The following is a 22,041-nucleotide window of genomic DNA, read 5'->3' on the forward strand; positions in this document are numbered from 1 at the left end:
GAAAATACAAGATATATATTTTATAATTTTGTAGAGTTTGTTTAAGTATATAGTTTTTAAAAATGGCTAAATTTAGGCGTTGCAACTGGCAGTTGACAAACTTCAAAGCCTACTTTATGGTAAGCAACTACTATTTTTGATAAGTTGGTAAAAATAAATAGAGAGGAATAGTAGAAATGATATTAGCTGATAAGATAATTGAAGAGAGAAAGAAAAATGGATGGAGCCAAGAAGAGTTGGCTGAAAAGTTATGAGTTTCTAGACAGTCAGTTTCTAAATGGGAAAGTGCACAATCTGTGCCGGACTTAAATAGGATATTAAATATGTCCAAAATTTTTGGGGTTAGTACAGACTATCTTTTAAAAGACGAGATAGATACTGTGCAAAAAAATTCTGAGAGCATTGCCGTTGAAGTAGATAGTAAAAATATAAGGACCGTGAGCATGGAAGAGGCTGTTGATTTTTTGAAGATAAGTGAGGAAAATTCGATGTGGTCAGCTTTGTCAATTTTCCTGTATACAGCGTCTCCTATAGTTTTGTTAATTTTGTCTGGCTTGGCTGAAAGCAAATTGTTTGGTGTATCGGAGGATATGATAATATCTGTGGGAGTTCCTGTTTTATTGTTTATGGTTGCTCTTGGAGTATATATATCTATAAGTTGTGGAAATAGAGCTAGGAAATATAAGTTTATATCTAGAAATGAAATAGAAACTGCGTATGGAGTGGATGGTTTGGTTCGTGAGAAGAAAAACAATCTCTCAAATAAGTATACGAACACAATAGCGATAGGTGTTGTAGCGTGTATTTTGGCTTGTGTTCCACTTTTAGTCAGCACAGTGCTCACTAATGAGGACTATATAATATTCAACATGGTAGCTCTGCTAATTTTTATTATAGCTGTATCGGTGAATAGAATGGTGCAAGTTGGTTTAGTGAAGGATAGTTATGACAAACTTTTACAAGAGGGGGATTTTACAGTAGCAAATAAAAAAATAGCCACAGTTATAAATAAAGTGAGCTCTGTATATTGGGCAATAGCACTTGCAATATATTTAGCATGGTCACTATACACAATGGATTGGGGATTCACATGGATAGTATGGCCGGTGGCTGGGGTTTCATATACGGTAGTAATTAATATAACTAAGATATTTATCAAAGCTGAAGATTAAAATATTTCAAATCAAAAAGGGAGTTCATGAGAACTCTCTTTTTAAATATTTGATATTAATTTAGCTATTTGAGAAGCTTGGTTTTTTAATTCGGGAACTACATCGTTTAATATACTTTCAATATAAGTTGAAAACGAGGTTATGCTAAGTGTAGCTATAATATTTCCGTTTGAATTAAAGATTGGTACTGAAAGACTACTCACACCTAGTTGATATTCTTGGTTTTCATAGCTATAGCCCTTTTCTAAGATATCATTTAATTTTGTCTCCAACATCTCAACAGAGGTTGAGGAATAGTCGGTGGTGTTGTCGGGCTTACTATCCAAAGCGTATTTAATATTTTGCAAATTGTAGTTATGAGCTAAAGCTAATTTGCCGGATGCACTAATAGACAATGGTAATAAAACTTGCTCGGCAACGTGTATCTGATAGTGTTCTTTATGAGCACTTGAGCTGTATATAGTATAGACTTGTAAATTTTCAACCATTTGAAAACAACAAGTTACAGATAAATCATCAGAAATCTTTTCGACAAATGGACTTACCAATTGCGTATATATTTCTTGTTTTTTATTTAGAAGTTTAGATTTAGCTGAAAAAAACAGTCCTAAACTATAGCGTTTTGTGGTCGTATCAAAATTGAGTAGACCATACATTAAAAGTGTGTTTGCAATCCCTCTTGCGGTACTCAATTTTAGATTTGTCATCTCACTAATTTCTTTTAAAGTGAGATAGTTTACGCTGTCTGTAAAACAGTTTATAACTTCTATAGCTCTTTCTATAGATTGAATAGGTTTGAATGTATCAAGCATAGTAATTTCCTTTCACTTAAATATCCATAAGTAGATTATAACGTTAGAAACAATTAAAGTAAAATACGACAATATAGACAAAAAAATGATAATACCGTATTGACAAAGGTTTTCCGGAGGATATATAATTGTTTTAGTAATTTATCGATGCGCAATGATATTTACAAAATTAGCTAAAAATTTATCGATGATAATTTTGTAGGAGGAAGTTATGAAAAAATATACTTTCAAAGAAAAACTAAAAGCCCTAGGGCCGGGGATGCTTATAGTGGGTTCTTTTATAGGACCCGGAACGATAACTAGTTCAACTAGAGCGGGAGCTACATATGGATATCAGCTATTATGGTGTATATTATTTTCTGTTTTGGCAGTAATAATTATGCAAGGTATGGCTGCGAGACTTGGGATAGTAACACAAACGGGACTATCTGAAAATTTAATAGAAGATTTAAAAGAAAGACCTATTTTAAAAGGTATAATGGTTATTTTGGTATCAGCAGCCATTATTTTAGGTGGGGTTGCTTACATGAGTGGAGATTTAACTGGTACAGCAATAGGACTTTCAGCACTTACAGGAATACCTTCAAGAGTTATAGCTCCTATTTGGGGGATATGCATTCTATTTATAAGCAATCATAACAATGCTATAAAATGGTTGGAAAAATTATTGACTGTATGTGTTTCTATAATGGCAGTTATATTTGTTATAACAATGTTTGTAGTAAGACCTGATTTTACAGAGCTATTAAAAGGATTGATACCAAGTGTTGAATCTAATTCTGTTATGACTTGTGTAGCGCTAATAGGAACAACTGTAGTTCCATACAATTTGTTCATCCATGCTACAAGTGCTAGACAAACTTGGAAAGATCCGGATCAAATACCATTAGCTCAATTTGACGTAACTTTCTCTATGATAGTGGGCGGAATAATTACAGGAGCTGTAATGATAACAGCCGGAACTGTAGTAAAGGGAATGGAAATTTCATCAGCAGTAGATATGGCTCAACAATTAGAGCCACTTTTAGGAAACTTATCAGTTCCATTTTTAGCTATAGGATTAGTTGCAGCTGGTATTTCAAGTGCGGTAATAACACCATTGGGAGTGTCTTATGTATTGGCAGGCCTATTTGGATGGGAACTTAATAAAAGAGATAAGAGATACTTTGCGACAAATGTATTGATTTTACTTTTTGGTATCGTCGGAGCAGCCACAGGATTTAATCCTATTACAATAATAATGGCGGCACAAGCTGTAAACGGAATCTTCTTACCAGTGAGTGTGTTCGTATTATTGTACTTAGCTAGCAAAGAAAAAGTTATGGGAGAATATAAAAACAATATACTTCAAAAAGTTTTGGGGATTGGAGTTTTTATAATATCTTTAACAATTGGTGTAAGCAGTATAATGTCATTATTTTAAATTAAGATTTTAAATTTAGGAGGAGAAAAATGAGAAATAGTAAACCTACAATATATGATCCAAAATTTTTACCAAACAATATCTACAGTGGAGTACCATCATGGTTAAATCTTCCAGTTATAGAAAAAGATGAAGACTTAAAGGGATTAGACATAGCTGTAGTGGGAGTGCCTTGGGAAGGTGGATGCACAATAGGTGGATATTCATCATGCACAGAAGGTCCTAAATCAATTAGAAGTGTATCAATAAGATATACAGGATTTTTGCCTGACTTCAACTTGGATTCATTTGAATATTTAAAAGGTGGAGACTTTGGAGATGTTCCAGTACAAAACGGAAATTATGATTTTACATTTGAAGAAATAAGAAAAAAAGTTGCCAAAGTTATAGATGCCGATGTTATTCCTGTAACATTTGGGGGAGATCACTCAATATCTTATCCAATAATTAGCGAGATGGCTAAAAAGCATCCTAAAAAAGTAGGTATACTACACTTCGATGCCCATTTAGACAACTATGAACAATTTGGAGATGACCCATATTCAAGATGCTCACCTTTCTATAGACTATACACTGATGAAAATATGGACCCTACAAAGATAGTTCACATAGGAATAAGAGGACCAAGAAATCATAAAAAAGAATATGAAAATGCAGAAAAATTTGGCGCAACAGTAATTAAGAGCCAAGATGTTAAAGAAAAAGGATGGAAAGAAGCTATAGATGAAGCGATAGCAATCGCATTTAAGGATACAGAAGTTGTATATGTAACAATATGTGCAGATGCATTGGACGCAGCATTTATGCCACAAGGGCCACAAGATATGTGTGGACTTACTTCTTATGAATTGGCTATGATGGTTCACGAAGCAGGATTAGCAGGGGCTAAAGGATTTGACTTTGTTGAAATCTATCCAGAAACTAATTCACTACAAACAGCTTCTCACGTTGGATGTTGGATGACATTATATTATTTAAACGGATTGGCAGAATACAAAAAGAATAGACTATAAATATAGGGGGCTTTTAAAGCCCCCGTTTTTATTTTTTAGATATATTTAATTGAATAATAAATACAAAATCAATTTTTTATAATACAAATGAAATAAGTAGAAAAAAACTGATTTGTTAAGAAAAAATGGAAAGATAAATCAAATAAATCGAAAAAAACTTATTTATTTATAATAAATGTGATAACAAATTAAATAAACTGGGGAAAAATTGATTTGTTAATAAAAAGTATAAATATAAATCAAATAAATCAAGAAAAATTGATTTGTTAATAAAAAATAGAAATATAAATTAAATAAATCGGAAAAAAATGATTTGTTTATAATAAATGGTATAATAAATTAAATATATCGATAAAATTTAATTTATAAAGCATTAAATAATGCGTTAGATTAAATATTTCCATAAAAATAAATTTTATTACTGTTTCAAGGCTTTTTTATAAATAGAAGTGGAGAGATGAAAATATGGACTATATATCAAAAGTATATTATAAGGATTTTAAAAATTATGAAAAAATCTATAAAAATAGGTATGAGTTTGAGACTACATTAAGGTTAGATTTGAAAATAAATCCTTACAAAACAAATGAAAGTTTAAGTTTATATTATGTTTTTAACAACGAAACTTCAAGATACTTAGATTTAGCAAGAGAAAATGATAATCGACTCAATGAGATTGAATTAAAGTTGCCTGAAGTTGCAAAAAAATTTTTGCTTAAAGATATTATTTCTAGTGAACTCCAAAGTTCAAATGAACTTGAAGGTGTGGAGAGTAGTAGAGAACAAATAGCTGAAACCACTAGAGAGATAATCGAGCATAAGAAATTAACAAATGACAGATTAGTTAGCATGATTAAATCATATATTTATCAGGTGAAGACATATTAAAACTTCCAGAAGATAGTAAAGATATTAGGAAAATATATGACAATATTACTAAAGGTGAATTAGAAAAAGATTGTATTCCTGACGGTAAAATTTTTAGGAAAAATGCTATTTATGTTCAGAAAAAAATACTGTTTCTGGAGAATGTATTCACGAAGGTGTTTTAGGGGAAGATAATATTTCTGATCATATAGAGATGATGTTAAATTTTTTGAATGATAATAAAATTTCGCTGTTATTAAGAACTGCAATAGGGCATTATTATTTTGGATATATACATCCGTTTTATGATGGAAATGGTAGAACAGGGCGTTTTATAAGCAGTATGTATATAAAGGAAGATTATGGTTATTTAACAGCCATGTCATTAGCTAGAGGAAGCTTTTTGAAGAAAAATGATTATTATAAAGCTTTTGATATCACCAATTCTGTAAAAAACAAAGGAGAACTCAATTGTTTTGTAGATACTTTTTTGAGTAGACGAATTGTCAAATCAAATGCAACACCTATGGTAAGAGACCAAAAAGTTCTTCTTTAGGTGTTTTATATTTTATACATTTTCTAGGTCTATTATTCATTAAACTTAAGTTATAATTTAATTCATCAATATTCACTTCTGATAAATCCATACCCTTAGGATAAAACTCCCTCAAAAGTCCGTTACTATTTTCATTTGTACCTTTTTGCCATGCACAATAGGGATCACAAAAATAAGTTTTGCATCCTAATTCTTTTTCTATTTTCTCAAATTCTGAAAATTCTTTACCTCTATCAAAGGTTATTGTTTTTACTAATTCTTTTGGATAATCTTTTAATGCATTTATTATTGCTGGTGTTACGCTTTCCGACTTTCTATTTTCAACTAGGATTGCTATATAATATCTAGATTTTCTTTCTGCTAAAGTTACGAAACAACATCTACTTTTCCTTTTATGATCTAATCTGCCTGATTCCACTGTATCTGCTTCCCAGTGGCCTAATTCTTGCCTTCTGTATATCTCTTTAGGTCTTTTCTTAATTGTTCTACCTTTATCATTGAATTTTCCTCTTTTTTCTGCTGGCCTTTTAAATTTAGCTTTTCTTCTCAAATTTTTCATACTAGTTTTTGGCAGCTTTTTGGCGTGTATCATTCTATATATCGTTGATGTAGATGGTAATTCATGAATCTCATTTGTGTTTCTATTTGATATTTGTTCAGGGGACCAATGTTCGTTAATCTTTACAGTTAAATAATCAATAACATCTTTAGAAAATTTACTTTTTCTATGGCAGTCTTTTCTTCTATCAATATATTTATCATTTGCCTTTATCGGAAAGTACTTAGTGTAACTTCCCCTACTAACTTTTATCTTAGATGAATTTCTTTTAATTTCTCTAGATATTGTACTAGGTGACCTTTTAAGTGCTTGTGCAATTTTCCTTATACTCATTCCTAAATTTAAAAATTGGTAAATACAAGATCTTTCTTCTATGGTAAGATGGTTATAGCTCATAGTTAATCACTCCTTTTAATATGTTTTGTTTGGTCACTTACATATTAACACAGCTGATTAGCTATGAGTTTATTTATGTTGCACTTGTTATGATAAATTATCAGTATTTTAATTGAAGGACAATTTGATATTATAGAAAATTTAATAGATAAAGTAGAAAAACTCGACAAAATTCACGCAAAAATAATGATTGATAATACTTTAGATACTGATGTGAAAAAAGATATAATGTTTATACTTTCACAAGATTATTATTTTAATTATAATAACGGAATAGAAAGAGAAGATATAGTTGGATATTTAGATGGACATTATGCAAAAACAATAAGAGATGAGATTAGTGTTTTATAACAAGAAGGATTGATAATAAAGGTTAAGGGCAGACCTATCGTTTATTGTGCAAATACTAATTACTTTGAATAAAATTTATTTTAGATAATACAGAATAGAGTATATTACCTTAAATATTATCTATGAATAAAGCTAAAAATTTTTTGAAACATGAATATGGACTTTTAGCTTTACAAAAATTTAAGATTTTTAATGTTTTGTTTGGTTGACAGTGTATAGTACCGTGCATTATAATTTATTTAAAATATTTTAAATAAATTAGGGAGGTATTATGCAAAGATATGCTATCTATGCAATTATAGTAATAGTTTTTGCTATAAGATTAGCGTTTTTAAAAGTATCTAAGAGGAATGAAAGAGCGATTTTAGCGAATGGCGGAATGGAATATGGAGTTGTGAATACTAAACGAATAACAATATTACACATACTATTTTATTTTGGAAGTTTGATTGAAGCTATAGTTAAGAGAGTAGAATTTGATAAAGTGAGTTTGGTAGGATTAATATTAGTAATATTTTCAATGGTAGTTTTGTATTCGGTTGTTAATATCCTAAAAGGGATATGGACTGTCAAACTTATGATAGCAAAAGGACACAAGTTTAATAGCCACTGGCTGTTTGACAAATTTAAACATCCCAACTACTTCTTAAATATTATTCCGGAGCTTATAGGAATTGCTTTGATTTGCCATAGCACTATTACTAGCATTATAATATTGCCGCTTTACATGGTGGTTTTGTATATAAGGATTAGAGAAGAAAATTATTTAATAGAAACAGTTATAAAACCAAATGGGATATAAATTAAAGCCTGCTAATAAATATATTATTGGCAGGCTTTTTGTTTGTAATAAAAAATGGATAGTATATGTTTAGAAGAATAATTAATATATGACATGAAAAAGTCTATAAAGATATTTTAAATACTTGCAAAACTAATCAAACAATGTTAAAATAATAAATTGCAAAATTATAAAAATGGATTAGTGTTCTCTAAATTAGACGACAGTAAAACTGTCGAATTTAAGGGGTGATTATTAATTGGCACATCCTGTGAAATATGGGAAGAGAGAGAGAATGAGTTTTTCTCGAATTCCGGAGGTGCAAAGTTTACCAAATCTTCTTGAAGTGCAGACAGCCTCATTTGATTGGTTAATCAGAGAGGGTTTGAAAGAAGTTTTTGATGAGGTATCTCCAATCGAGGATTACTCAGGTAACTTAATACTTGAATTTGTAGACTACTATGTGTCTTCAGAACGTAAGTATTCAATAGACGATGCAAAAGAACGTGACACAAATTATTCAGCACCTTTAAAGGTTAAGGTAAGACTTATAAATACTGAAACTGGAGAGGTTAAGGAACAAGAAGTGTTTATGGGAGACCTTCCACTTATGACACCAACTGGAACCTTTATAATAAATGGTTCAGAACGTGTTGTGGTATCTCAACTTGTGAGAAGCCCTGGCAGTTACTACAAAGTAGAAACTGACAAGACTGGTAAAAAATTGTATTCAGCCACAGTTATACCTAATCGTGGAGCTTGGTTAGAATATGAAACAGATGCTCAAGGTGTTATAAACGTAAGAATTGATAGAACTAGAAAGATTCCAGTTACTATTCTTATGAGAGCTATAGGCATCGAATCTAATATGGAAATTACTGACATATTAGGTGAAAGTGAAGCGTTGTTAAAGACTTTGGAGAAGGATTCTACTTCAAATAAAAACGAAGCTTTGCTTGAAATTTATAAAAAACTTAGACCAGGAGAACCTCCTACAGTAGAATCAGCTGAATCTCTATTTGAAAATATGTTTTTTGACAATAGAAGATATGATTTGGCTCATGTAGGTAGATATAAGTTCAATAAGAAACTTGGAATTTCAGCAAGAATTGAGGGACACTATGCAAGTAGTGATGTAATAAACCCTGAAACTGGCGAAATAATAGTAGAAGAAGGAACTAGGTTCACTGAAGAAACAGCTCAAGCTGTTGAAAATGCAGGTATTAATAAACTTATTATAACTGTTAAATCAATTCGTGAAGATGAACCGGATAGAGATGTAATTGTTATTGGAAATAATTTTGCGTATGCAGACGACTTTGAACTACCTTTTGACTTAAAGGAATTAGGGTTTAGAGAAAAAGTTTATTATCCACTTTTCAAACAAATCGTGGAAGAATTTGAAGACGATGAAGAAAAGTTAAAGCAAGAATTAAAGAAAAACTATCGACTACTTAGCCCTAAACACATAACAGTTGACGATATTATCGCATCTGTAAACTATGAGTTTGGACTTTCATTTAACGTTGGAGTAGTTGATGATATTGACCACTTAGGAAACAGAAGAATTAGATCTGTAGGAGAACTTCTACAAAACCAATTTAGAATTGGTGTATCAAGAATGGAAAGAGTCATACGTGAAAGAATGACAGTCCAAGATGTAGATGCTACAACTCCTCAATCACTAATAAATATAAGACCTGTAACAGCTGCTATTAAAGAGTTCTTCGGGTCATCACAACTTTCACAATTTATGGACCAAAATAACCCTCTATCAGAATTAACTCACAAGAGAAGGCTATCTGCACTAGGGCCTGGTGGGTTGAGTAGAGATAGAGCTGGTTTTGAAGTGCGTGACGTCCATAATTCCCATTACGGAAGAATGTGTCCTATTGAGACACCTGAAGGTCCAAACATCGGACTTATAACTTCGCTTACAACTTATGCGAGAATTAATGAATACGGATTTTTAGAGACTCCATATAGAAAAGTAAAATTCGGAGAAGGTATTGTTACTGATGAAATTGAGTACATTACTGCTGATGTTGAGTATGAACAAATAATAGCTCAGTCAAACGAATTATTAGATGAAAATGGAAAATTTATAAATGATAGAGTTGTTGCCAGAGGACATGAAGGGGTAGTAGATATCTTCGACTCAAAGGAAGTAACTTATATGGACGTATCTCCTCAACAAATAGTTGCGGTAGGTACTGCGATGATTCCTTTCCTTGAAAATGACGACGCAAACAGAGCTTTGATGGGTGCGAACATGCAACGTCAAGCTGTGCCTCTATTAAAAACTGAAGCCCCTGTTATCGGTACTGGTATTGAGTACAGAGCAGCTAAGGATTCAGGAGTAGTTATCGTATCTAAAGAAGATGGAGAAATAGTTAAAGTTGATGCTACTGAAATCACTGTTAGAAGAGATTCAGATGGCGTTAGAGATAAATACGAACTTCACAAATTCATTGGTGCGAACCAAGGAACTACAATCAACCAAAGACCTATAGTTAAGAAAGGCCAAAAAGTCAAGAAAGGCGAAATAATCGCTGACGGTCCTTCTACAGATATGGGTGAAATGGCATTAGGTAAAAACATACTTATAGCTTTCATGAACTGGGAAGGTTATAACTATGAAGATGCGATGCTTGTAAATAAAGACTTAGTAATAGATGATACATTGACTTCACTTCACATTGAAGAATATGAATCAGAGGCTAGAGATACAAAATTAGGACCAGAAGAGATAACTCGTGACATTCCAAATGTTGGAGACGACATGTTAAAAGACTTGGATGAAAGAGGAATCATCAGAATTGGGGCCGAAGTAAAACCTGGAAATATCCTTGTAGGTAAGGTAACTCCTAAGGGAGAAACTGAACTTTCAGCAGAAGAAAGACTTCTTCGTGCAATCTTTGGAGAAAAGGCAAGAGAAGTAAGAGATACTTCACTTAGACTTCCTCACGGAGAACAAGGTATAGTAGTGGATGTAAAGACATTTACAAGAGAAGCTGGAGATGAACTTCAACCTGGCGTAAACGAAATGGTAAGAGTCTTTATAGCAACTAAGAGAAAAATCCAAGTCGGAGATAAGATGTGTGGTCGTCACGGTAACAAGGGGGTCATCTCCAGAGTTATGCCTGCAGAAGACATGCCTTATATGCCAGATGGAACACCTATCCAAATAGTTCTAAACCCACTTGGGGTACCTTCTCGTATGAACCTTGGACAGGTACTTGAAGTTCACTTGGGACTTGCTGCAAGAAAACTTGGATGGCACGTTGCAACTCCTGTATTTGATGGTGCGAACGAAGAAGATATTCAAAACGCATTGAGTCAAGCTGGATATCCAATAGATGGTAAAATTCAACTTAGAGATGGTAGAACTGGAGAAGAGTTTGACCACCCTGTAACAGTTGGATATATGTATATGCTTAAACTTCACCACTTGGTAGATGAAAAGATCCACGCAAGAAGTACTGGGCCTTATTCATTGGTAACTCAACAACCTCTTGGAGGTAAGGCACAGTTCGGTGGACAAAGATTCGGAGAGATGGAAGTTTGGGCTCTTGAAGCTTATGGTGCAAGTTATACTCTTCAAGAAATGTTGACTGTAAAGAGTGACGACATAGTAGGCCGTGTTAAAACTTACGAAGCTATTGTAAAGGGTGAAAATATTCCTCAACCGGGAGTGCCTGAATCATTCAAGGTATTGATTAAGGAACTTCAATCATTAGCTCTTGAAATAAAAGTTTTAGATGAATACGGAAATGATGTTGATCTTGAAGTGGACGAAGACGATTTAGACAGAATAGACAACATTTCTAACAATGATGAAGAGATAAAAGAACTTATAGAAAATAACCAAGCTCCAACACAAGGCGCAATTAAGAGAATATCTACAGATGATATAGATGCTCTTGAAGAAGGTTATGAAGAGAACGAAGAAGATGAATTAGACGGTCACTATGAAGAAGATTTAAATTCATATGATGACTCCGATGATGAGTAACTTATTTATAAGCTACAGAAAGGAGAGAATGCTCCTTGAGCGAACACGAATTATTTCACTCAATTAAAATAGGGCTTGCTTCACCTGAAAAGATAAGAGAATGGTCTTTTGGGGAAGTTAAAAAGCCAGAAACTATAAATTATAGAACTCTAAAACCGGAAAAAGAAGGTCTATTCTGCGAAAAGATATTTGGACCTACTAAAGACTGGGAATGTAGTTGTGGTAAATATAAGAGAGTAAGATATAAGGGTGTAGTATGTGAAAAGTGCGGCGTTGAAGTAACTAAAGCTAAGGTTCGTCGTGAAAGAATGGGCCATATAGAACTTGCAGCTCCTGTATCTCACATCTGGTACTTTAAAGGAATTCCATCAAGAATGGGACTTGTGCTTGACATGAGTCCTAGAGCTCTTGAAAAAGTTCTTTACTTTGCATCTTATATCGTAACTTATGTTGAAAGAGATGCTGGCTTACCTCTATATCAAAAACAACTTCTAACAGAGACTGAATATAGAGAATACAAAAGAGAGTACGGCGATAAATTCATTGCTAAAATGGGCGCCGAAGCTATAAAAGATTTGCTTCAAGACATAGACTTAAAAAGAGAATCTGAAATTTTAAATGCTGAAGTAGAGGCTGCTACAGGACAAAAGAAAGTTAGAATTTCAAGAAGACTTGAAGCAATAGAAGCATTTTTACAATCAGGAAACAAACCTGAATGGATGATACTTGAAGCAGTGCCAGTAATTCCACCAGACATCAGACCTATGGTTCAATTAGACGGGGGAAGATTTGCTACAAGTGACTTAAATGATCTTTATAGAAGAATAATAAATAGAAATAACAGACTTAAGAAACTACTTGATATCAATGCCCCTGATATAATCGTCAGAAATGAAAAGAGAATGCTTCAAGAAGCAGTGGATGCATTGATAGACAACGGTAGAAGAGGTAGACCAGTAACAGGACCTGGAAATAGAGCACTTAAATCTCTTTCAGAAATGTTAAAAGGTAAACAAGGTCGTTTCAGACAAAACTTACTTGGAAAGCGTGTTGACTATTCAGGACGTTCAGTAATCGTAGTAGGACCAGACCTTAAATTCTACCAATGCGGTCTGCCAAAGAATATGGCACTTGAATTATTCAAACCTTTCGTAATGAGAGAACTTGTTGCGCAAGGATATGCACATAACATTAAGAGTGCTAAGAGAATGGTTGAAAGAACAAGAGAAGAAGTTTGGGATGTGCTTGAAGAAGTAATAAAAGACCACCCAGTGCTTCTAAACCGTGCACCGACACTTCACAGACTTGGTATTCAAGCTTTTGAACCAGTGTTAGTAGAAGGTAAGGCAATCAAACTTCACCCATTGTCATGTACAGCTTACAACGCAGACTTTGACGGCGACCAAATGGCTGTCCATTTGCCGCTTTCAACAGAAGCGCAAGCTGAAGCTAGACTTCTTATGTTATCAACAAACAATATCTTGGGACTTAAAGACGGTAAGCCAATAGCTACACCAACACAAGATATGATCTTAGGTTCATACTATCTAACTTTAGATATAGGTGAATCTAAGAAAGGTGACGGAATGGTATTTACAAGCGAAGATGAAATGATGCACGCTTACTATTCTGGATTCATACACTTACAAGCACATGTAGGTGTTAGAAGATATGCCGACGAAAATGATAAATTAGGTAAGATAGTTTACTCAACAGTAGGTAGATTTATAATGAATAGCTTTATACCTCAAGACTTGGGATTTGTTGACAGAAGTGTCGATAAATATTCACTTGAAGTAGATAAAGTTACAGATAAAAAACTACTTGGTAAGATTATTGAAAAAACTTACAAAAAACACGGCAATATAGTAACAGCTAAATTGCTAGACAATATAAAAGAAAACGGATACCATTACTCAACTATTGGAGCGATTTCAATATCAATGGGAGACGTTCAAGTACCTGAAACAAAACCTGAAATACTTGCTCAAGCTAAGGCTGAAGTAAATAAATACGAAAAAGCATTCCGTAGAGGTTTGATTTCAGACGAAGAAAGATACGAAAAAGTAATAGACATTTGGAACAAGGCAACTGACGACTTAACAGACGATGTTATGGAAGGCTTTGATAGACTTAACAACATCTACATCATGGCGGACTCAGGAGCCAGAGGTTCTAAGAACCAAATTAGACAGTTGGCCGGAATGAGAGGTCTGATGGCATCTCCATCTGGTAGAACTATCGAGGTTCCTATCACATCAAACTTCCGTGAAGGACTTTCTGTACTTGAATTCTACATGTCAGCCCATGGTTCTAGAAAGGGACTTGCCGATACAGCTCTTAGAACAGCCGATTCTGGATATTTGACAAGAAGACTTGTAGACGTAGCTCAACAAGTAATTATCAAAGAAGAAGACTGTGGAACTGATGAATATTTAGTTGCAAGAGACTTTAAAGACGGCAAAGAGCTTATTGAAGGATTAAAAGACAGAATCGAAGGAAGATATTCATTCGAAGATATCGTACATCCTGAAACAGGCGAAATCTTAGTACAAGCAAACCACGAAATCTCAGATGATGATGCAGAAAAGATTGTAGAAGCTGGAATAAAAGAAGTTAAAGTTAGAACAGTATTAGGCTGTAAAGCTAAGACTGGAGTTTGTGCACACTGCTACGGACGTAACTTGGCAACTGGAAACCACGTTGACATTGGAGAAGCTGTAGGGGTTATAGCTGCTCAATCAATTGGGGAACCAGGTACTCAGCTTACAATGAGAACTTTCCACACTGGTGGGGTTGCATCTGCTGCCGATATCACACAAGGTCTTCCTCGTGTTGAAGAACTTTTCGAGGCAAGAAAGCCTAAGGGATTAGCAGTCATTTCAGAAGTTGAAGGTACAGTAGAAATAAGAGAACAAAACAGAAAACGTGAAGTTGTTGTAACACCAAGAGATGGGGAATCTCATAGCTACAACATAGTTTACGGAGCAAGACTTAAAGTTAAAAATGGCGACTATGTAGAAAAAGGACAAGAGCTTACTCAAGGTTCGGTTTACCCTCAAGATTTATTGAGAGTAATGGGAGCTAAGGGTGTTGAAGAATACATCGTTAAAGAAGTTCAAAGAGTTTATAGACTTCAAGGTGTAGACATCAACGATAAGCATATTGAAATCATAGTACGTCAAATGTTGTCTAAGTATAAGATTGATGACCCAGGAGATACAGAATTCTTGCCAGGTTCATTAGTTGATGCAACAGAATACAAGTTGACAAACAAGCAAATGATAGAAGAAGGCAAAAATCCTGCTATCGGAGAAGTTAATCTACTTGGTATAACTAAAGCTTCACTTGCTACAGATTCATTCTTATCAGCAGCGTCATTCCAAGAAACGACAAGAGTTCTTACAGATGCAGCAATAAAAGGTAAGGAAGATAAATTACACGGGCTTAAAGAAAATATAATAATAGGTCAGTTAATTCCTGCAGGTACAGGGGCAAGACAAAATAAACTTGTACAATTAGATGTAGATGAAAAACTAAAAGAAAATTATTTACTTCTTGAAAATTCAGAATTCATTGATGAAAGTGAACTTGAAGAAGTTGAGGAAATTTAATAATAAATAAAAAACGAAGATAGTAAAAATATATGATCTCACGAGTTTAATTTTTAATGATAACTTGTGAGGTCACTATTAAAACTATCTTTTTTATATATGATATAATATAATATATAAAAATATTATGATCTAAGTTTTGTTTGTTAGTATTGCAAATGGAGATATAAGGCTCTAAGAAGAAGTTAAGACAATGCAAACTAGAAACTTTTAAATTTTAGTTTATATTTCAGACTTGTTTTTTTTTTTTTTTTGATACAATGAGGGCGTAAGTTTATAACTAATATATTTAAGGAGGTTTCTTATGAAAAAAATGTTAGTATTATGTTTAGTGGTAATGTTTGCATCAATTAATGCGAATGTCGTAAGAGCATCGGGTATGAGTTATGAAAATGGAGAAAAAGACGATTATACTGTAGTAGTGGGTTATGATGAAAAAGATAGAAATGAATTATTTAGTGGGTTAACAGAAAAAGAGAAAGAAGAATTCTTATCTAATAAGACTAAAGAAATTTTTCAGTGTATATCAGAAGGTGAAATAAATAAAGTTGAAAAATTAAAAAAAGAAAATCCAAAGTTAACTATTATTGTTAAAAGAAAAAATTTAGAAGATGACTTGCATTTTTTAGGTGATAACAAAAATCTTATGAATGTATTTGAATTAAAAGATAATGAAATAAAACCTTATTCATATGATACAGATACATACACTAGTAACAAGTATTTTAGAGTTAGCAATGATTCTGGGTTAGCTTATGCTGAATGTAGAGCACAAGTTAAGGTAGATAGAAACTTAGTAAATAAGCAAGTTACAATTGTAGGAATAAATGTTTCTGTAGATAGAAGTAGTGGTAAATTTGGATTTAATCCTATCTATAATGGAAACAATACAGCTAGAATAGCGTGGGCATATTTAGGTATTGATGGATATGGTAATGGGACAATAAATGTAGTAGCATATTTCGATAAGAATGTTGAACTTTATTGAAGGTAATTAATCGTTTGAATTTGGTATATAATTGGTAGGGTGTTATGAAAAAATATTTGATGGTTACGTTAATTGTTGTAATGTTTTTGATGGGTTGCTCACAAGGGACAAAAAGTAATTCGAGTGAAGATACTGAGGCTGTAAACAAAAAAGAAGTATTTTCAAAATTATTAAGAGAAAAAGATTTAATGAGTTATGTTGTTAAGACTAAAAGCGAAGCGATATTCAATGCTCAGTCTGATGAGAAAAAAGAAGTAACTAATTCAAATGGGACTGTTGAAATGACAAGGGAGCCTAAGATATATCACGCAAAATGGGAAGGCATAAGTGATAACACTAAAAATGAAAGCGAAGTTTATATCATAGACAAAGAGAATTTTTATAGAGAAAACAAAGGAGAATGGAATAAGAAAACAATTGATGATATGAACGGTAATAAAGAAGACATACCTACTTTTGTTGCTAAAACTACATTTGATTCAAATTCTATTTTAGAAAATCTTGAAAGTTATTATGAAATCGTAGAGTCACGAGATGTTTATATATTAAAGCTTGAGTCCAACTCAGATAATATAAGTGAGATTAAAAATATTCTTTTTGGAAAAGATGAAAGCAATTCATTTATAGGAGAGCTAACTTCAATAAAAGCCGAATTTTCTTTTGAGAAGGATACATATTATCCTATTTCATATGACTGGAAAGCTAGCTTTTTAGATAAGGGAAATGATGAAGTTACACAAATAAACCAAAGCGGAAAGTATGAAGATATAAATAAAGTTGAGGAAATAAAAATTCCTGAAGAGATTAAAAATCTATAGTTAAATAGCTATAAAACTTTTTAGAAAATTTTTGAGAATACAGCTTAATATTTTAGTATTGAACTCAACTTAAAATAGTTAGTTGAAATTTTTAGGGCCTAAGAATATCTTTTGTGATATATTTTAGGCTTTTTTGTTTATAAGTATTCTAAAGCTACAAAATTAGAGAAATATTGACTAAATAAAGTTGACTTAAAACAGGTTGAATGGTATACTTATTGAGTATTTTGATAGCTATTTAAGACTACCTTTAAAGGTAGTCTTAATGTGTGTGTTGGAATTTACTAATTTTATGGAGGTGAAAGAATGCCAACTATTAACCAATTAATCAGAAAAGGTAGAAAGAAAATTGAAACTAAATCAAAGTCACCAGCTCTTGATGTTAACTATGATTCACTAAGAAAAGTTGAAACAGAAGTAAACTCACCACAAAAGAGAGGGGTTTGTGTAGCAGTTAGAACAGTAACTCCTAAGAAGCCTAACTCAGCGCTTAGAAAAGTAGCCAGAGTTCGTCTTACTAATGGATATGAAGTAATGGCTTACATCCCAGGGATAGGACACAACCTACAAGAACACAGTGTTGTACTTATCAGAGGTGGAAGAGTTAAGGACCTTCCAGGGGTTAGATATCACATTGTTCGTGGAACACTTGATACAGCTGGAGTTGATAGCAGAAGACAATCTAGATCTAAATACGGTACTAAGAGACCTAAGAACTAAGATTAATTTGATTTAACATTCTTTATATAGATTTTTTGGCTTACGTTAATCGAGTACCAATGAATCGACTAAATAGTTAAGGAGGGAAGTTATGCCAAGAAAAGGACACATCCAAAAAAGGCAAGTAATGGCTGATCCTGTGTATGATGATGTAATCATCACAAAACTTATCAACAACGTAATGTTAGATGGTAAGAAGGGAACAGCACAAAGAATCGTATACAATGCTCTTGAAAGTATTCAAGGGGACACAGGTGAAGAAGCTCTAGAAGTATTCTACAAAGCTCTAAACAATGTAATGCCTGTATTAGAAGTAAAAGCTAGAAGAATTGGTGGGGCTACTTACCAAGTACCTATGGAAGTTAGACCGGAAAGACGCCAAACACTTGGACTTAGATGGTTAGTTAAGTATGCTAGAGCAAGAGGCGAAAAGACTATGGCTCAAAGATTAGCAAAAGAAATACTTGATGCATCTAACAACTTAGGCGCAAGTGTGAAGAGAAAAGAAGAAATGCATAGAACAGCAGAAGCTAATAAGGCATTTGCTCACTATAGATGGTAAGGGAGGAAACCCATGTCTCGTGATATACCTTTAAATAGAGTCAGAAATATTGGTATCATGGCTCATATCGATGCCGGAAAAACCACTACTACTGAACGTATACTTTATTATTCAGGTAAAATCCACAAAATAGGCGAAACACACGAAGGTGGAGCGCAAATGGACTGGATGGAACAAGAGCAAGAAAGAGGTATCACAATTACCTCAGCGGCAACAACAGCAAACTGGAAGAACCACAGACTTAACATCATAGACACTCCGGGACACGTTGACTTCACAGTAGAAGTTGAAAGATCTCTAAGAGTTCTTGATGGTGCAGTTGCATTGTTTGACGCAAAAAGTGGTGTAGAACCACAATCAGAAACTGTTTGGAGACAAGCAGATAGATATGGAGTACCAAGAATTGCTCATATCAATAAAATGGACGTTACAGGAGCTGATTTCTTTAGATCAGTTGCTACAATAGATAAAAAATTACAAGGTAACCCAGTGCCAATTCAAATCCCAATGGGAGCAGAAGACACTTTCATCGGTATGATTGACCTTGTAGAAATGAAAGCTGAAATCTACAAGAATGACGACGGTACAGAAATCGAAGTTACTGACATTCCTGAAGAATACAAAGCACAAGCAGAAGAATATAGAGAAAATATGATCGACAAGGTTGCAGAATTTGACGAAGAACTTATGATGGCATACCTTGAAGGAGAAGAAATCTCTAAAGAACAAATCAAAAAAGCTATAAGAAAAGGTACAGTAGATGTTAAGATAACACCATGTACTTGCGGTTCTTCTTATAAGAACAAAGGGGTACAATTACTTCTTGACGCTATCATAGACTACCTACCATCACCATTAGATATCCCAGCAATCAAGGGAATAGATGATGACGGAGAAGCTATAGAAAGACACGCATCAGACGAAGAACCTCTATCAGCATTAGCATTCAAGATCGTTTCTGACCCATTCGTAGGTAAGTTAGCTTACTTCAGAGTTTACTCAGGGGTATTGAAATCAGGATCTTATGTATACAACTCTACTAAAGGCAAGAGAGAAAGAATCGGACGTATTCTTTTAATGCATGCTAACAAGAGAGAAGAAATTGAAGAAGTATACGCAGGAGAAATCGCTGCAGCAGTAGGTCTAAAAGATACTACAACAGGTGATACACTTTGTGATGAAAAATCTAGAGTAATTCTTGAAAAAATGGAATTTCCAGAACCAGTAATCTCAGTTGCAATTGAACCAAAATCAAAAGCATCTCAAGAAAAAATGGGTATCGCACTTCAAAAACTTGCAGAAGAAGACCCTACATTCAGAACATACACTGACGAAGAAACAGGCCAATCTATCATCTCAGGAATGGGAGAGCTTCATCTTGACATTATCGTAGACAGACTTCTAAGAGAATTCAAAGTTGAAGCAAACATTGGTAACCCACAAGTATCTTATAGAGAATCTATTACTACAGCTTCTGAAGGCGAAGGAAAATATGTTCGTCAATCAGGTGGACGTGGACAATACGGTCACTGTAAGATCAGAGTTACACCTCTTGAACCAGGTTCAGGATTTGTATTCGAAAACAACATTGTCGGTGGGGCAATTCCTAAGGAATTTATCGGACCAACTCAACAAGGTATCGAAGAAGCAATGAAATCAGGTGTACTTGGTGGATACGAAGTATTAGACGTTAAAGTAGAACTATACGATGGTTCTTACCATGATGTCGACTCTTCAGAAATGGCATTTAAGATTGCTGGATCAATGGCATTAAGAGATGCACTTGCAAAAGCAAACCCAGTGCTTCTTGAACCAACAATGAAGGTAGAAATAACAACTCCAGAAGAATACATGGGAGATGTTATCGGAGATATAAACTCAAGACGTGGAAGAATGGAAGGTATGGAACTTGTAAATGGTGCACAAATCATCACAAGCTATGTACCACTAGCAGAAATGTTTGGATATGCAACATCACTTCGTTCAAACACACAAGGTAGAGCAAACCACTCTATGCAATTTGACCACTATGAACCAGTACCTAAGAACATTTCAGACGAAGTTCTTGGAGACAAGAAATAAAACCTTAAGGAGGAATTACAATGGCTAAAGCTAAATTTGAAAGAAACAAACCACACGTAAACATAGGAACAATAGGACACGTAGACCACGGAAAAACAACACTAACAGCAGCAATCACATTAGTACTAAACAAAAGATTCGGATCAGGAGAATTCGTAGACTACGCAAACATCGATAAAGCACCAGAAGAAAGAGAAAGAGGAATCACAATCTCAACATCTCACGTAGAATACGAAACATCAAACAGACACTACGCACACGTAGACTGCCCAGGACACGCTGACTATGTAAAGAACATGATCACAGGAGCAGCACAAATGGACGGAGCGATCCTAGTATGTTCAGCAGCAGACGGTCCAATGCCACAAACAAGAGAACACATCCTATTAGCAAGACAAGTAGGTGTACCAAAGATCGTAGTATTCCTAAACAAAGAAGACCAAGTAGATGACCCAGAACTAATCGAATTAGTAGAAATGGAAATCAGAGACCTACTAAGCGAATACGACTTTGACGGAGACGAAACACCAATCGTAGTAGGATCAGCACTAAAAGCATTAGAAGATCCAGATGGAGAATGGGGAGACAAAATCCTAAAACTAATGGAAGAAGTAGACTCATACATTCCAGAACCAGTAAGAGACATAGACCACCCATTCCTAATGCCAGTAGAAGACGTATTCTCAATCACAGGAAGAGGAACAGTAGCAACAGGAAGAGTAGAACAAGGAACAGTAAAAGTAGGCGACAACGTAGAACTAGTAGGACTAACAGAAGAAAGAAGAACCCTAGTAGTAACAGGAGTTGAAATGTTCAAGAAACAACTAGACCAAGCCCAAGCAGGAGATAACATCGGAGCCCTACTAAGAGGAATCCAAAGAGATGAAATCGAAAGAGGCCAAGTACTAGCAGCACCAGGAACAATACACCCACACACAAAATTCGAAGCCGAAGTATACGTACTATCAAAAGAAGAAGGCGGAAGACACACACCATTCTTTAACGGATACAGACCACAATTCTACTTCAGAACAACAGACGTAACAGGAGATATCCAACTAGCAGAAGGCGTAGAAATGGTAATGCCAGGAGACAACTCAACATTCACAGTAACACTAATCACACCAATCGCAATGGACGAAGGACTAAGATTCGCTATCAGAGAAGGTGGAAGAACAGTAGCATCAGGAGTTGTATCAAAACTTATCGACTAATTAAAAAAAACAAGTACCTCAGAGAAATCTGAGGTATTTTTTTATGCCAAAAAAACGTAGAGGCGAAAAACAAACCCGTAGGGGACGCACGAACGGAT

The 22,041-nt window shown here is 34.0% G+C and carries 16 protein-coding genes and 1 pseudogene; 15 read left to right on the forward strand and 2 right to left on the reverse strand.

Annotation, left to right across the window (positions count from 1 at the left end):
* Nucleotides 1-266 precede the first annotated feature (266 nt).
* A pseudogene (locus B8869_RS10635) lies at nucleotides 267-1,172 on the forward strand (helix-turn-helix domain-containing protein); the annotation flags it as partial.
* 41 nt (nucleotides 1,173-1,213) lie between these two features.
* Here the strand turns inward: B8869_RS10635 and B8869_RS10640 are convergent.
* Nucleotides 1,214-1,984: an IclR family transcriptional regulator gene (locus B8869_RS10640; RefSeq protein ID WP_084231591.1), complete on the reverse strand. Its 771-nt coding sequence runs from the start codon at nucleotides 1,982-1,984 to the stop codon at nucleotides 1,214-1,216.
* Between the two features lie 211 nt (nucleotides 1,985-2,195).
* Here B8869_RS10640 and B8869_RS10645 point away from each other — a divergent pair, with 211 nt between their 5' ends.
* From B8869_RS10645 to B8869_RS10660, 4 genes are all read left to right on the forward strand, one after another.
* Nucleotides 2,196-3,407 carry an Nramp family divalent metal transporter gene (locus B8869_RS10645; protein ID WP_084231592.1) on the forward strand — a complete coding sequence of 404 codons (1,212 nt, stop codon included), beginning with the start codon at nucleotides 2,196-2,198 and terminating at the stop codon, nucleotides 3,405-3,407.
* A gap of 29 nt (nucleotides 3,408-3,436) precedes the next feature.
* Entirely contained in the window at nucleotides 3,437-4,420 is a 984-nt protein-coding gene (locus B8869_RS10650; RefSeq protein WP_084231593.1) for an agmatinase family protein, read from the forward strand.
* Between the two features lie 465 nt (nucleotides 4,421-4,885).
* Nucleotides 4,886-5,308, forward strand: a complete 423-nt coding sequence (locus tag B8869_RS10655) for a hypothetical protein (RefSeq protein ID WP_084231594.1) — start codon at nucleotides 4,886-4,888, stop codon at nucleotides 5,306-5,308.
* 208 nt (nucleotides 5,309-5,516) lie between these two features.
* Nucleotides 5,517-5,843 carry a Fic family protein gene (locus B8869_RS10660; RefSeq protein WP_203003035.1) on the forward strand — a complete coding sequence of 109 codons (327 nt, stop codon included), beginning with the start codon at nucleotides 5,517-5,519 and terminating at the stop codon, nucleotides 5,841-5,843.
* On the opposite strand, the gene B8869_RS10665 is transcribed toward B8869_RS10660, so the two are convergent.
* On the reverse strand, nucleotides 5,812-6,798 hold the full coding sequence (locus B8869_RS10665) for an IS30 family transposase (protein WP_084229742.1): 987 nt from the start codon (nucleotides 6,796-6,798) through the stop codon (nucleotides 5,812-5,814). The genes B8869_RS10660 and B8869_RS10665 overlap by 32 nt on opposite strands.
* A gap of 186 nt (nucleotides 6,799-6,984) precedes the next feature.
* On the opposite strand from B8869_RS10665, the gene B8869_RS11615 reads away from it, so the two are divergent.
* From B8869_RS11615 to tuf, 10 genes are all read left to right on the forward strand, one after another.
* Nucleotides 6,985-7,149, forward strand: coding sequence for a hypothetical protein (locus B8869_RS11615; protein ID WP_159445266.1), 165 nt, complete (start codon nucleotides 6,985-6,987; stop codon nucleotides 7,147-7,149).
* A 271-nt stretch (nucleotides 7,150-7,420) separates the two neighbouring features.
* Nucleotides 7,421-7,951 (forward strand): isoprenylcysteine carboxyl methyltransferase family protein, encoded by a 531-nt coding sequence (locus B8869_RS10670; RefSeq protein WP_084231596.1) that lies wholly within the window; start codon nucleotides 7,421-7,423, stop codon nucleotides 7,949-7,951.
* 238 nt (nucleotides 7,952-8,189) lie between these two features.
* Nucleotides 8,190-11,945, forward strand: coding sequence for a DNA-directed RNA polymerase subunit beta (gene rpoB / locus B8869_RS10675; RefSeq protein WP_084231597.1), 3,756 nt, complete (start codon nucleotides 8,190-8,192; stop codon nucleotides 11,943-11,945).
* 35 nt (nucleotides 11,946-11,980) lie between these two features.
* Nucleotides 11,981-15,559, forward strand: a complete 3,579-nt coding sequence (rpoC, locus tag B8869_RS10680) for a DNA-directed RNA polymerase subunit beta' (protein ID WP_084231598.1) — start codon at nucleotides 11,981-11,983, stop codon at nucleotides 15,557-15,559.
* A 304-nt stretch (nucleotides 15,560-15,863) separates the two neighbouring features.
* Entirely contained in the window at nucleotides 15,864-16,547 is a 684-nt protein-coding gene (locus tag B8869_RS10685; RefSeq protein ID WP_084231599.1) for a hypothetical protein, read from the forward strand.
* A 44-nt stretch (nucleotides 16,548-16,591) separates the two neighbouring features.
* A complete protein-coding gene (locus B8869_RS10690; RefSeq protein ID WP_084231600.1) occupies nucleotides 16,592-17,365 on the forward strand; it encodes a DUF6612 family protein in 774 nt (257 codons plus the stop codon).
* A gap of 306 nt (nucleotides 17,366-17,671) precedes the next feature.
* Nucleotides 17,672-18,085: a 30S ribosomal protein S12 gene (rpsL, locus tag B8869_RS10695; protein ID WP_084231601.1), complete on the forward strand. Its 414-nt coding sequence runs from the start codon at nucleotides 17,672-17,674 to the stop codon at nucleotides 18,083-18,085.
* Nucleotides 18,086-18,176: 91 nt separating this feature from the next.
* On the forward strand, nucleotides 18,177-18,647 hold the full coding sequence (gene rpsG / locus B8869_RS10700; protein ID WP_084231602.1) for a 30S ribosomal protein S7: 471 nt from the start codon (nucleotides 18,177-18,179) through the stop codon (nucleotides 18,645-18,647).
* A gap of 12 nt (nucleotides 18,648-18,659) precedes the next feature.
* Entirely contained in the window at nucleotides 18,660-20,729 is a 2,070-nt protein-coding gene (fusA, locus tag B8869_RS10705; RefSeq protein ID WP_084231603.1) for an elongation factor G, read from the forward strand.
* A 20-nt stretch (nucleotides 20,730-20,749) separates the two neighbouring features.
* Entirely contained in the window at nucleotides 20,750-21,943 is a 1,194-nt protein-coding gene (gene tuf / locus B8869_RS10710; protein ID WP_084231604.1) for an elongation factor Tu, read from the forward strand.
* Nucleotides 21,944-22,041: the final 98 nt, after the last annotated feature.

The sequence above is a fragment of the Peptoniphilus asaccharolyticus DSM 20463 genome, from assembly GCF_900176115.1.
GTDB classification, from domain to species: domain Bacteria; phylum Bacillota; class Clostridia; order Tissierellales; family Peptoniphilaceae; genus Peptoniphilus; species Peptoniphilus asaccharolyticus.

Coding starts and splice junctions, on each gene's coding strand:
- B8869_RS10665 (WP_084229742.1), bottom strand. CDS start 6,798: ATGAGCTATAACCATCTTACCATAGAAGAAAGATCTTGTATTTACCAA.
- rpsL (WP_084231601.1), top strand. CDS start 17,672: ATGCCAACTATTAACCAATTAATCAGAAAAGGTAGAAAGAAAATTGAA.
- B8869_RS11615 (WP_159445266.1), top strand. CDS start 6,985: ATGATTGATAATACTTTAGATACTGATGTGAAAAAAGATATAATGTTT.
- B8869_RS10655 (WP_084231594.1), top strand. CDS start 4,886: ATGGACTATATATCAAAAGTATATTATAAGGATTTTAAAAATTATGAA.
- B8869_RS10685 (WP_084231599.1), top strand. CDS start 15,864: ATGAAAAAAATGTTAGTATTATGTTTAGTGGTAATGTTTGCATCAATT.
- B8869_RS10650 (WP_084231593.1), top strand. CDS start 3,437: ATGAGAAATAGTAAACCTACAATATATGATCCAAAATTTTTACCAAAC.
- B8869_RS10690 (WP_084231600.1), top strand. CDS start 16,592: ATGAAAAAATATTTGATGGTTACGTTAATTGTTGTAATGTTTTTGATG.
- tuf (WP_084231604.1), top strand. CDS start 20,750: ATGGCTAAAGCTAAATTTGAAAGAAACAAACCACACGTAAACATAGGA.
- B8869_RS10670 (WP_084231596.1), top strand. CDS start 7,421: ATGCAAAGATATGCTATCTATGCAATTATAGTAATAGTTTTTGCTATA.
- fusA (WP_084231603.1), top strand. CDS start 18,660: ATGTCTCGTGATATACCTTTAAATAGAGTCAGAAATATTGGTATCATG.
- B8869_RS10645 (WP_084231592.1), top strand. CDS start 2,196: ATGAAAAAATATACTTTCAAAGAAAAACTAAAAGCCCTAGGGCCGGGG.
- rpsG (WP_084231602.1), top strand. CDS start 18,177: ATGCCAAGAAAAGGACACATCCAAAAAAGGCAAGTAATGGCTGATCCT.
- B8869_RS10640 (WP_084231591.1), bottom strand. CDS start 1,984: ATGCTTGATACATTCAAACCTATTCAATCTATAGAAAGAGCTATAGAA.